General features: G+C 45.5%; 10 protein-coding genes and 8 pseudogenes. 9 read left to right on the top strand and 9 right to left on the bottom strand.

The window, feature by feature from the left end:
- From FTU00_RS14975 to sul3, 5 genes and pseudogenes are all read left to right on the top strand, one after another.
- Positions 1–75 (top strand): annotated as a pseudogene (locus FTU00_RS14975) (IS6 family transposase); the annotation flags it as partial.
- A gap of 54 nt (positions 76–129) precedes the next feature.
- Positions 130–387 (top strand): annotated as a pseudogene (locus FTU00_RS14980) (hypothetical protein); the annotation flags it as partial.
- A gap of 145 nt (positions 388–532) precedes the next feature.
- Positions 533–1,396, top strand: coding sequence for an SDR family oxidoreductase (locus tag FTU00_RS14985; RefSeq protein ID WP_000612791.1), 864 nt, complete (start codon positions 533–535; stop codon positions 1,394–1,396).
- Positions 1,397–1,433: 37 nt separating this feature from the next.
- A complete protein-coding gene (locus FTU00_RS14990; protein WP_001354008.1) occupies positions 1,434–1,679 on the top strand; it encodes a GrpB family protein in 246 nt (81 codons plus the stop codon).
- A 468-nt stretch (positions 1,680–2,147) separates the two neighbouring features.
- On the top strand, positions 2,148–2,939 hold the full coding sequence (gene sul3, locus FTU00_RS14995) for a sulfonamide-resistant dihydropteroate synthase Sul3 (RefSeq protein WP_000034420.1): 792 nt from the start codon (positions 2,148–2,150) through the stop codon (positions 2,937–2,939).
- Positions 2,940–2,941: 2 nt separating this feature from the next.
- Here the strand turns inward: sul3 and FTU00_RS15000 are convergent, their stop codons facing one another.
- Positions 2,942–3,217 (bottom strand): hypothetical protein, encoded by a 276-nt coding sequence (locus FTU00_RS15000; protein ID WP_109023896.1) that lies wholly within the window; start codon positions 3,215–3,217, stop codon positions 2,942–2,944.
- Here FTU00_RS15000 and FTU00_RS15005 point away from each other — a divergent pair.
- Positions 3,189–3,872: an IS256 family transposase gene (locus FTU00_RS15005; protein ID WP_012512983.1), complete on the top strand. Its 684-nt coding sequence runs from the start codon at positions 3,189–3,191 to the stop codon at positions 3,870–3,872. The genes FTU00_RS15000 and FTU00_RS15005 overlap by 29 nt on opposite strands.
- Positions 3,873–4,118: 246 nt before the next feature.
- Here FTU00_RS15005 and FTU00_RS15010 read toward each other — a convergent pair.
- Positions 4,119–4,274, bottom strand: a pseudogene (locus tag FTU00_RS15010) (SMR family transporter); the annotation flags it as partial.
- A gap of 86 nt (positions 4,275–4,360) precedes the next feature.
- Between FTU00_RS15010 and istA the strand changes: the two are divergent.
- Both istA and istB read left to right on the top strand, forming a co-directional pair.
- Complete coding sequence (gene istA, locus FTU00_RS15015; protein WP_180179974.1) at positions 4,361–5,386, top strand: IS21-like element ISEc57 family transposase; 1,026 nt, start codon at positions 4,361–4,363, stop codon at positions 5,384–5,386.
- Complete coding sequence (istB, locus tag FTU00_RS15020; RefSeq protein WP_001053381.1) at positions 5,386–6,159, top strand: IS21-like element ISEc57 family helper ATPase IstB; 774 nt, start codon at positions 5,386–5,388, stop codon at positions 6,157–6,159. Before istA ends, istB begins: the two co-directional genes overlap by 1 nt.
- 73 nt (positions 6,160–6,232) lie before the next feature.
- Here the strand turns inward: istB and FTU00_RS15025 are convergent.
- From FTU00_RS15025 to dfrA16, 6 genes and pseudogenes are all read right to left on the bottom strand, one after another.
- A pseudogene (locus FTU00_RS15025) lies at positions 6,233–6,415 on the bottom strand (multidrug efflux SMR transporter); the annotation flags it as partial.
- A gap of 122 nt (positions 6,416–6,537) precedes the next feature.
- A pseudogene (gene aadA1 / locus FTU00_RS15030) lies at positions 6,538–7,376 on the bottom strand (ANT(3'')-Ia family aminoglycoside nucleotidyltransferase AadA1).
- A gap of 92 nt (positions 7,377–7,468) precedes the next feature.
- Complete coding sequence (locus FTU00_RS15035) at positions 7,469–8,728, bottom strand: chloramphenicol efflux MFS transporter CmlA6 (protein ID WP_001256773.1); 1,260 nt, start codon at positions 8,726–8,728, stop codon at positions 7,469–7,471.
- A gap of 214 nt (positions 8,729–8,942) precedes the next feature.
- Positions 8,943–9,781, bottom strand: a pseudogene (locus FTU00_RS15040) (AadA family aminoglycoside 3''-O-nucleotidyltransferase).
- Positions 9,782–9,898: 117 nt separating this feature from the next.
- Positions 9,899–10,765 (bottom strand): PSE family carbenicillin-hydrolyzing class A beta-lactamase CARB-2, encoded by an 867-nt coding sequence (locus FTU00_RS15045; protein WP_001931474.1) that lies wholly within the window; start codon positions 10,763–10,765, stop codon positions 9,899–9,901.
- Positions 10,766–10,929: 164 nt separating this feature from the next.
- Positions 10,930–11,403 (bottom strand): trimethoprim-resistant dihydrofolate reductase DfrA16, encoded by a 474-nt coding sequence (gene dfrA16, locus FTU00_RS15050; RefSeq protein ID WP_032490158.1) that lies wholly within the window; start codon positions 11,401–11,403, stop codon positions 10,930–10,932.
- Positions 11,404–11,558: 155 nt separating this feature from the next.
- On the opposite strand from dfrA16, the pseudogene intI1 reads away from it, so the two are divergent.
- Positions 11,559–12,095 (top strand): annotated as a pseudogene (gene intI1 / locus FTU00_RS15055) (class 1 integron integrase IntI1); the annotation flags it as partial.
- 53 nt (positions 12,096–12,148) lie between these two features.
- Here the strand turns inward: intI1 and FTU00_RS15060 are convergent.
- A pseudogene (locus FTU00_RS15060) lies at positions 12,149–12,223 on the bottom strand (IS6 family transposase); the annotation flags it as partial.

The raw sequence follows: 12,223 nt of genomic DNA on the forward strand, positions 1-12,223 counted from the left end.
GGCCAGGCCTCAGCATTTTATTATGGTGATCCCCTGGGCGAAATGCGCCTGGTAAGCAGAGTTTTTGAAATGTAAGGCCTTTGAATAAGACAAAAGGCTGCCTCATCGCTAACTTTGCAACAGTGCCCATTTATGAATGTTCCTGTTATGGCTTATGTTCAAGAAAGCATTGCCCCTGAAATGATGGGCAAGGTGTTTTCCCTTTTGATGACCGCCATGACTCTTTCTATGCCGATAGGCTTACTTGTTGCAGGTCCGGTTGTTGAGGTTATAGGTGTTAATACATGGTTTTTCTGGTCTGGTGTTGCGTTGATAGTAAACGCTGTTCTCTGCCGCATTCTGACACGACGCTATGACAAAGTAACAATGAAACCGCAAGTGGACTGAAAAAAGGACCGGGTTGATGATAATTTGTAGTGGTGAGCTTCTGGGAGTACAAAACAAAGTGCTCAAAATTGTCGGGCTCATGGCGTTTAACGGTATTAATTTCGCTTATAATAATCTTTCTATAATAGCCTAAAGGAGAATATCTATGATACCTAATAGCGAAAATAAAAGAGTATGGTTTATTACCGGAGCAAGCAAGGGGCTTGGCTATGCTTTTACATGCGCCGCCTTGAAAGCCGGGGATAAAGTTGTTGCAGTTGCAAGGACTATCGATAATTTGGCGAAGCTAGAAGAAACATATCAAGAGAGCTTACTGCCATTAAACCTCGATGTTACAGATAGGGAGGCTGTTTTTTCTACGGTTGAAACAGCAGTTAAACATTTCGGTAGGCTTGATATTGTTGTTAATAATGCGGGTATCATGACTATGGGTATGATTGAAGAACTAAACGAATCCGATGCTCGGAAACTAATGGACACAAACTTTTTTGGAGCTCTTTGGGTTTGTCAGGCAGTGATGCCCTATTTGAGGTCGCAGCGTTCTGGACATATCATACAGATTACAAGCATTGGCGCTATTATCTCGGGTCCGATGTCTGGTATTTACAGTGCAAGTAAATTTGCGCTGGAAGGAATGAGTGAAGCCTTAGCAAAAGAAGCGGAACATTTCGGAGTGAAACTCACTATGGTGGAACCAGGAGGATATTGGACAGATTTATACACTTCGATGAGTTACAGCAATCCATTAGATTCATACGGTACACTGCGCGATGAGCTGGCGAAACAGTATTCCGAAGATTCGGTCGATAGTGATCCTTCCTTGGCAGCGGAAGCCCTTATGAAATTAGTAGCCAGCAATAATCCGCCTTTGAGGCTTATCCTTGGCAGCATGGTATACGATTTGGCGATGGATACCTTAAAAGCACGGATGGCTACCTGGGAAGAATGGGAAGCTGTTAGCCGTGCATCAGAAAAGGCTATTCCTGCACCGGAGAGATATGGAGTATAATACCAAACATGGTTTTTGAGGCAAGGACGAAACTATCATGAAAATTGAAATTATGGAATATAACCCGGATTGGACAAAGAATTTTGAAGAAGAGAAAATAAAATTGCTCCATTTTTTCGGTTCTCATGCCGTAGCCATTGAACATATCGGAAGCACGGCGATACCCAATCAACGGGCGAAACCGGTTATAGATATATTTATTGGCGTTTCGCCTTTTGCTGAACTACCTTTTATCAGCGCATTTTTAATGCAAAGGAGTATCACCACACTCCGACAGATATGACAGGCAGATATTTGTTTGCAAAATATACAAATGAAGTTTGGACCCATAATCTTCTTGCTTTGGTGTAGGTATAATACCCAAAAACGAAGTTTATGCGGAACAGGATAACACCTCGAAATCGGAGTTTATATGGCTTCGTGGGGGAGTTATGTGTTTGAGCTTTGTCGCATTAACGCGAATCAGGGGTTGACGGCAGAAATAGACTGGAATTACACTTCTTGGAGTCGGCGTTGCCGGAAAATTCTGATTGGATTAGTTGTTCGGGGTGCGAAAACAGTCGTAGTTCGGGGAAAAAACCGAATTTTGACCCAAAACCGCGAAAAACTCGAAATGACAGTTCCTATCAGTTTTCATAATGAATTAAAACAAAAAAATTAGGCTGCAAAGATAGGGAAAATGTGTCAATTTGCGTAAGTGATAATTAGTCAATTAAGATAAATGCTACTTTTGTAATCAAAGCAAAATGATATGAGCAAGATTTTTGGAATCGTAAATATAACCACCGATAGTTTTTCCGATGGAGGACTTTATTTAGATACAGATAAGGCAATTGAGCATGCTCTGCATTTGGTTGAAGATGGAGCAGATGTGATTGATTTGGGAGCCGCTTCCAGTAATCCTGATACAACTGAAGTGGGCGTTGTGGAAGAAATCAAAAGACTCAAACCTGTCATTAAGGCTTTAAAAGAAAAAGGCATTTCTATTTCTGTTGATACATTTAAACCTGAGGTTCAGAGTTTTTGCATAGAACAAAAGGTTGATTTTATTAATGATATTCAAGGTTTTCCTTATCCTGAGATTTATTCAGGCTTGGCAAAGTCAGATTGCAAACTTGTGTTGATGCACTCCGTTCAGCGAATTGGTGCAGCTACTAAAGTTGAAACGAATCCGGAAGAGGTTTTTACTTCCATGATGGAATTTTTTAAAGAAAGAATTGCTGCTTTAGTTGAGGCTGGTGTAAAGCGTGAACGAATTATTCTTGATCCGGGTATGGGCTTCTTTTTAGGCTCTAATCCAGAAACATCTATTCTTGTTTTGAAGCGTTTCCCTGAAATTCAAGAAGCTTTTAATTTGCAAGTAATGATTGCAGTGTCACGGAAATCATTCTTAGGTAAAATAACTGGAACCGATGTGAAATCTCGTTTAGCACCAACTCTTGCAGCAGAAATGTATGCATACAAAAAAGGTGCAGATTATCTCCGCACCCATGATGTTAAGTCTTTATCAGATGCCTTGAAAATATCCAAAGCCCTAGGTTAGTTTTATTTTTTTAGCTTTCTAAATGAATATGCTATACTTGCTCTGAAGTTGTGTTGGCGTACTTGACTTAGGTCTGGATCTTTCGAACTGTTACTAAGAGGGTAATCATAGCCAAACATAAACTGGAAATGTCCTAATTCTAAACCTGTTCCAATACCTACACTATAATCAAGAGGACTTAAACTTCCATCACTTCCAAAAGGTTTTGTGTACTTCTCTTGAGTTTTCGTAGCTAAATAGTAGTGTTTGTTGGTAAATCCAAATAATCCAATATTCAATCTTGCGACCGGGAAAGTCCTCTTGAAAGTACCACAAGTTCGCGGGATGGAGTTTTATCCCAGCTGCATCGAGAAAGGCATGCGCAGTGAGCGTGCTCTCAAGCTCGCCATCGCCGAAATGTATGTCAAAGGAGTAAGTACCCGCAGGGTCTCGGATATCGTCGAAATTCTTTGTGGCACCGAAGTCAGCTCGTCCCAGGTCAGCAGGCTGGCAAAGGAGCTCGATGAAGAGATTACGTCTTGGAAGGCGCAGCCTGTCGGACAGATTCAATACTTGGTACTTGATGCGACCTATGAATCGGTTCGCGTCGGTTCCCATGTGGTCAAGCAGGCGCTTCTAGTGGCTATTGGCGTTGATTACAGCGGGAATCGGCATATTCTTGACGCCGAAGTCGCGAACAGTGAGGCAGAGGTAAACTGGCGTTCCTTTCTCGAGGGTCTCGTACGACGAGGGATGCACGGCCTGCGAATGATCACCAGTGATGACCACTCAGGACTGCGCGCGGCAATCGATGCTGTCTTCCCTGGAATTCTGTGGCAACGCTGCCAGTTTCATCTGCAGCAGAATGCCCACTCCTACGTCACGAAAAAAGATGAGATCCCGCTGATAGCCGCTGATATTCGGAAGGTGTTCAATCGGAATATGTCAAGATAGTTTATGCCAGATTTTTGAGAGGTTTGCATCAAGCAGCCTTCGAAAGAGGACGGCATGACATTGAGACCGGCAAGGCGTCGTAGATACGCACTTTCCCAGTACGCCACCGTAAGGGGTTTTTCTCTTTGGCAGCAAGAATGGTTTGGTTTCTTTTTTCCTCGGCGCCGTAGGCGTCCGACTAACACCTGAATTAAGCCGCGCCGCGAAGCGGCGTCGGCTTGAATGAACTGTTAGATGCCAGCCCGATCAATGTGCGCTGACCTTGGATAGCAGATTTAGAACGGCGACGCCACTAACGATAAGTCCCATGCCAACGAACGCCCACAAGTCTAGTTTCTGGCCATGGAAGATCCAAGCGATAGCTGCCACAAGTACGATGCCGAGGCCAGCCCAAACAGCATGTTAGCGGCAATGTAAAAATGACCCCCCAACAGCATTTGAAAATTGACCCCCTTGGTTAATATAGTGGTCTTTTTGGACTGCTCAACATGTTAACTTTGGAGCAAGCAGTGACAATCCAAATACTTCATCAACAAGGTCAATCTATTAAGGCAATTAGCCGCGAACTCGGTATTTCTAGAAATACTGTGCGTAAATATTTACGATCTCAAGTAACACCTAAATATCAACGAACACAATCTAAAGTGAGTATTCTTGAGCCTTATAAACCGTATTTAATCAAACGTGTAAATGCCGCCGATCCAGAATGGATACCGGCTGCAGTGTTGTATCAAGAAATCTTGCAAAAAGGCTACACGGGGAAAATTAGAACACTACAAAATTATCTCAATACATTAAAGCCAACTAAACAACCAGAGCCGATTAAGCGATTTGAGACTCAACCAGGTCAACAAATGCAGGTTGATTTCACAACAATTCGACGTCATCACACCACATTAAAAGCATTTGTTGCAACTTTGGGATACTCTAGAGCAACCTTTGTTAAGTTTTATGATCATGAACGTTCTGATGCATGGATTGATGGCTTAGAAAGTGCTTTTCAGTTCTTTGGTGGTGTTCCTAAAGATGTATTATTTGATAATGCTAAGGCCATTATCATTGAACGTGATGCTTATCAAGATGGTCAACATCGCTGGAATGCTAAATTACTTGATTGTGCTAAGAAATATAACTTCCGACCACGTGTTTGTAAGCCATATCGTGCGCAAACAAAAGGTAAAGTAGAACGCTTTAATAGTTATTTGAAATCAAGTTTTATCGTGCCATTAAAAGCAAGTTTAATGGTGGTTGACCTTAGCTTAGATGTTGATATGGCAAATGCCTATATTGGTCGATGGCTTAGTGAAACAGCAAATCAACGCATTCATGCAACAACTAAAGAAAAACCAAGTACTCGTTTGCTTGAAGAACAACAATATTTTTCTTCATTACCTTTATTTAATGATGGTTCTAAAAAATCTGTAATTGATGATGTTAGCCCATCATCACTCATACCTCATGAGAGTGTTCAACACCCCTTATCAATCTATGATGAATTACTGGAGGTTTCTTAATGAATTTACAGTATGAGCGTATTGAACAGCTTTGCCGTCAGCTTGGTCTACAAACAGTGGCATCACAATGGTCACATCATGCACAACAAACCTTAGCAAAGGATGGCAGTTATGCAGATTTCGTTGAAGCTATGCTATTACATGAATACACAGCCAAGCAGCAACGTAGTCAACAGATTCTTTTACAACTTTCAGGTCTTACTCAAATCAAAACGTTGGAGGCTTATGATTTTAATTATGCTTTAGGTGCTCCAAAGTCGCAGTTGCTTGAACTATTTAATTTAAGCTTTATTCCAAGAGCTGAAAATGTTGTATTTATTGGTGCAAGTGGTGTTGGGAAAACACATCTATCAATGGCTTTAGGCTATAAGGCAATTATGAATAATATTAAGACTAAGTTTATTACTGCAGCTGATTTAATGTTGCAACTTAGCCTAGCTTATCAACAAGGTAAATTAAAAAACTACATGCAACGTGTTGTACTTGCTCCAAAGTTATTGATTATCGATGAAATAGGATATTTACCATTTGGTCGTGAAGAAGCAAATTTATTTTTTAATGTTATTGCCAAGCGCTATGAAAAAGGCAGTACGATTTTGACCAGTAATTTACCATTTAGCCAGTGGTCTAAATCATTCGCAGATGATGTTACTTTGACAGCAGCAATGTTGGATCGTTTATTACATCATTGTCATGTTGTACAAATATCTGGGGAAAGTTATCGTCTAAAAGATAAAAAGAGAGTAGGAATTCAACCACAAATTGAGTCTTAATAAATCATCAAAGGGGTCAATTTTACTTTGCTGTTTTAAGGTAAAAGGGGTCAGTTTTAAATTGCCGTTGACAAGCATAAGCAATGCCGACCGGGATGGACTTGAGTGCGAGAGAGAGGAAATAGAACGCAAGCCCGTAGCCAGCCACAACTACAACAGAAGGAACTAACTTGGTGAATCCATGGCTGGACTTCAGTGCGGAAGTTGCGACGACCTCACCAAATATTGCAATAGCCAGAAAGAGCCAGTTCTTCACGTGCAATCTCCTCTACGGTATGAAGGATAAATAGTGGTGGCTATGAGTTGCCAAAAACAGTCTTGCGGCTGTCGATTTTCTGTGAGCATACGCAACGCCAAATCTGGCATCTAACGCTTGAGTTAAGCCGCGCCGCGAAGCGGCGTCGGCTTGAACGAATTGTTAGACATTATTTGCCGACTACCTTGGTGATCTCGCCTTTCACGTAGTGAACAAATTCTTCCAACTGATCTGCGCGGGAGGCCAAGCGATCTTCTTCTTGTCCAAGATAAGCCTGTCTAGCTTCAAGTATGACGGGCTGATACTGGGCCGGCAGGCGCTCCATTGCCCAGTCGGCAGCGACATCCTTCGGCGCGATTTTGCCGGTTACTGCGCTGTACCAAATGCGGGACAACGTAAGCACTACATTTCGCTCATCGCCAGCCCAGTCGGGCGGCGAGTTCCATAGCGTTAAGGTTTCATTTAGCGCCTCAAATAGATCCTGTTCAGGAACCGGATCAAAGAGTTCCTCCGCCGCTGGACCTACCAAGGCAACGCTATGTTCTCTTGCTTTTGTCAGCAAGATAGCCAGATCAATGTCGATCGTGGCTGGCTCGAAGATACCTGCAAGAATGTCATTGCGCTGCCATTCTCCAAATTGCAGTTCGCGCTTAGCTGGATAACGCCACGGAATGATGTCGTCGTGCACAACAATGGTGACTTCTACAGCGCGGAGAATCTCGCTCTCTCCAGGGGAAGCCGAAGTTTCCAAAAGGTCGTTGATCAAAGCTCGCCGCGTTGTTTCATCAAGCCTTACGGTCACCGTAACCAGCAAATCAATATCACTGTGTGGCTTCAGGCCGCCATCCACTGCGGAGCCGTACAAATGTACGGCCAGCAACGTCGGTTCGAGATGGCGCTCGATGACGCCAACTACCTCTGATAGTTGAGTCGATACTTCGGCGATCACCGCTTCCCTCATGATGTTTAACGCCTGAGCTCAGCCGACCGAAACCGCGTAGCGGTTTTGGGTCGGCTGCAGCGATTTGTTGGGCGATAGCTTGCCACATTCTCTCAACGATTGGGATTTGATGTACTTTCCGCACTTTGTAGCGCGACCACATCATGCTCCCCCTGGCCGCGAGAGCCCTTCACTCGGGAAACACAAGACAGACCGAGCACGACTGTTGCAAGGGTCAAACAGTACACGACAACCGGCCAAGCCGTGTTGCGCGGCAACAGCGAAATGATCAACGTTCCGATGCTTCCTAGCAGTACACCGCCCAAGCAGAAGTAGACTGCCGTGACCGTTCCAGCAACATGGTCGAATCCTCGAAGAGCGCCATTGGGCGCCACAGATACCGCTGTGGCGACACCAATACCCACTAGCCACATTGGAGCAATAAAGCCTAACACGGACTGCAAAGCCCATATTTCGGTGATGGCAAGCAATACTGCTCCAGCTATCAGGCATCCCATTCCCATTCGCAAGACACTTGGGCTGCCCCACTTGGGTATCACACGCCCCATAAAACGAGCCGTAAACACCATGGCAATTGCCACTGTGGCGAACAGCAGGCTGAAGCCAAGCTGAGACACACCTTGCCTGCCCATCATTAGTCCGGGCGCAATGGAGAAAAAGACGAAGAAGCTACCCATTCCAGCGGCGTAACACAACGTGTACAACCAGAAGTTCAGGCACTTAACGGGGAGTAGCAGCTGCGACCATTGCAAGCCCGCAACTCGTTGCACCCGGGTTTCAGGCCAGAATCGCCACGCTGCTGCAGATGCAGCGATCATGCCCAAACCTAGAAACGCAAAGATAGCCCGCCACCCAAGCCACATGTCGACGAGCGCTCCGAGCAATGGGCCTACCGCCGGGACTATGGCCAGCATGGATCCGAGTATGCCGTAAATGACATTACTTTCCTCGCGACCTGCGTAAATGTCACGTACTGTTGCAAATGTGGAAACAAGGCACGCCGAGGCACCACAAGCCTGAAGAATCCGAAGCCCCAGAAAGACTTCAGCCGATGACGTAAGAGCGAGGCCCATTGACGCCACAACGTAGGCGAGGCCACCTCCCAGTAGAACGGGGCGGCGCCCCAGTCGGTCCGATAGCGGTCCAAACAAGAGCTGACCGGCACCAATCATGACCAAGTACGTTGTCAGCGTAAGCTGAATTGTGCTCGCTGTCGTACCAAGCGCGTTTGGCATAAACGGCACTGCTGGCAAGTACATGTCCATGCCGAGTGATGCCAATAAATCGAACGGTGATAACAACAACACCGTGGCGGCAAGGGAGTACCGCCAACTAAAGTTTTTTGAGCGCACGAAACCATCTCCTTGAACAAAGGATTTGGCGGCGCTCCCGTAGAGCAAAAGGATTCATGAGAACGCCGCAACAACCGAAAAATGAAGGTTGCTGCGGCTTACTTGTCTGCGTTCTTGGAAGTGCTCATCTGCTGACTATCTCATGATTAAATTTGAATCGTAACAACTTTCAAGCAACTCTGCAAGGAGCCTTATTGTGCGCCCAACGCCGGAGTTAAGCCGCCGCGCGTAGCGCGGTCGGCTTGAACGAATTGTTAGACATCATTTACCAACTGACTTGATGATCTCGCCTTTCACAAAGCGAATAAATTCTTCCAAGTGATCTGCGCGTGAGGCCAAGTGATCTTCTTTTTGTCCCAGATAAGCTTGCTTAGCTTCAAGTAAGACGGGCTGATACTGGGCAGGTAGGCGTTTTATTGCCCAGTCGGCAGCGACATCCTTCGGCGCGATTTTGCCGGTTATTGCGCTGTACCAAATGCGGGACAACGTAAGCACTACATTTCGCTCATCGCCGGCCCAGTCGGGCTGCGAGTTCCATAGCTTCAAGGTTTCCCTCAGCGCCTCGAATAGATCCTGTTCAGGAACCGGGTCAAAGAATTCCTCCGCTGCCGGACCTACCAAGGCAACGCTATGTTCTCTTGCTTTTGTAAGCAGGATAGCTAGATCAATGTCGATCATGGCTGGCTCGAAGATACCCGCAAGAATGTCATTGCGCTGCCATTCTCCAAATTGCAGCTCGCGCTTAGCCGGATAACGCCACGGGATGATGTCGTCATGCACGACAAGGGTGACTTCTATAGCGCGGAGCGTCTCGCTCTCGCCAGGGAAAGCCGAAGCCTCCATAAGGTCATTGAGCAATGCTCGCCGCGTCGTTTCATCAAGCTTTACGGCCACAGTAACCAACAAATCAATATCGCTGTATGGCTTCAGGCCGCCATCCACTGCGGAGCCGTACAAATGCACGGCCAGCAACGTTGATTCCAGATGGCGCTCAATGACGCTTAGCACCTCTGATAGTTGGTTCGAAATTTCGATGGTCACCGCTACCCTCATGATGTCTAACGCCGCCATAAGTTGCGGCTTTGGAGTTGATTGTTTTGTGGTAGCGTAGCGTTAAACCACAAAACAAGCGACGGAAAAGCCGTCAACTTGATGGCCTTGTTAGCCTTATCAGCGCGACTGTGATGTATAAACGTCAAAAATTGAATGACCAATTTTAACAATCGCATCATTTCGCTCTGCCATTGAAGCCTGTGTTTGAGCTAGATAGATGCTCACAATAATTGGGGCTTGATGCTCACTCCACACAACTGCTGTAATACTCCGAGCACCAAATCCGCCAGCACCTGAGCGATCCGCAATGTTCCATCCCGCCGGCAATACTGAACGTAGTAAATTACCAGTGACTTGATTGTTCACCATCCAAGACTCTAATTTTTTCTGGTTCATTTCAGATAGCGCGGAACCAAATAAAAATTTATTCAAAGTACTGGCTATTGCCTTAGGAGTTGTCGTATCCCTCAAATCACCGAGCTTACCTTCATTTAAATCAGGCTCAATACGGTCTAGACGAGTCTCTTTGTCCCCAATTTGTCTTAAAAAATCAGTAACGCCTTTGGGGCCACCTACAGCACTTAGGATGATATTTGCCGCAGTATTATCACTTGTAGTCATAGTTGCGAAGCACGCATCATCGAGTGTGATTGCCTGCCCTACTTGCTTTTCTATTACAGGGGAATAGGTCACAAGATCTGCTTTCTTAATCTCGACTGTACTATTGGGATTAACTTTTCCTTGCTCAGCATCATATAGTAATTTAGCGCAAGCTATTGTTTTAAAAGTACTTGTTAACGGGAAGCGCTGATTGCCATTGTAATCCCAATATTCTCCATTTTGAGTATCAAGAACGGAAACACCTATACGAGCAGAAAGAGAAACTTCAATTGCCTTAACGTCTTGTTCAACTTGCTGAAACTTTGAACTACTTGCAAAAACCACGGATGGTATTAAAAGCGAAAATGCCAATAAAAACTTCATGTAAGTAACCCCATAATTTTGATTGTCACACATTTTATATAAAAGCATGAGGCTCCATAATATGGCTAACGCCCGCCTCAACTGCCGGAGGTTAATGGCGCCTTTTTTGCAGCTCCACCGCAAAAAAAGGTGACAGTAACCGGAGGTCAGATTGCAGGCGCTTGTTAACTCTTTTGCCAGATTTGATAACAATAGTTAATGTTAGACTCGAAATCTTGCTCAAATACCAACTTGAATGTATCTGGGATTTCAGGAAAAACTATGTCTCCATCTCGCTCGATGTCGACTGTTGAAATATGCAAAGTATCTACTTTGGAAATCAAGCTTTTGTATATTTCACCACCACCAGAAACGATAACATGATCCGTGATTTCCTCTAAATTTATTAAGGCATCCTGAATTGAGGAGAAAACCATTACACCCTCATCATTCGTAGAAAAATTAGAGCGAGTTACAACTGCATACTTTCGATTTGGGAGAGCGCCCATTGACTCAAAAGTTTTGCGTCCAACTAAAAGCCATTGATTATATGTAATTGCCTTAAATAGAAGTTGCTCGCCTTTGGCGCTCCATGGAATATCTGGTCCATTACCGATAATACCGTTCTTCGACTTGGCAGCCATTAGTGATAACTTCACGATTTCTCCCTCGAGTTAACTTTGTTTTAGGGCGACTGCCCTGCTGCGTAACATCGTTGCTGCTCCATAACATCAAACATCGACCCACGGCGTAACGCGCTTGCTGCTTGGATGCCCGAGGCATAGACTGTACAAAAAAACAGTCATAACAAGCCATGAAAACCGCCACTGCGCCGTTACCACCGCTGCGTTCGGTCAAGGTTCTGGACCAGTTGCGTGAGCGCATACGCTACTTGCATTACAGCTTACCAACCGAACAGGCTTATGTCCACTGGGTTCGTGCCTTCATCCGTTTCCACGGTGTGCGTCACCCGGCAACCTTGGGCAGCAGCGAAGTCGAGGCATTTCTGTCCTGGCTGGCGAACGAGCGCAAGGTTTCGGTCTCCACGCATCGTCAGGCATTGGCGGCCTTGCTGTTCTTCTACGGCAAGGTGCTGTGCACGGATCTGCCCTGGCTTCAGGAGATCGGAAGACCTCGGCCGTCGCGGCGCTTGCCGGTGGTGCTGACCCCGGATGAAGTGGTTCGCATCCTCGGTTTTCTGGAAGGCGAGCATCGTTTGTTCGCCCAGCTTCTGTATGGAACGGGCATGCGGATCAGTGAGGGTTTGCAACTGCGGGTCAAGGATCTGGATTTCGATCACGGCACGATCATCGTGCGGGAGGGCAAGGGCTCCAAGGATCGGGCCTTGATGTGGCACTGTTGCAAAGTTAGCGATGAGGCAGCCTTTTGTCTTATTCAAAGGCCTTACATTTCAAAAACTCTGCTTACCAGGCGCATTTCGCCCAGGGGATCACCATAATAAAATGCTGAGGCCTGGCC

The organism is Acinetobacter sp. YH12041, assembly GCF_013419975.1.
In the GTDB taxonomy this organism is placed as follows: Bacteria; Pseudomonadota; Gammaproteobacteria; order Pseudomonadales; family Moraxellaceae; genus Acinetobacter.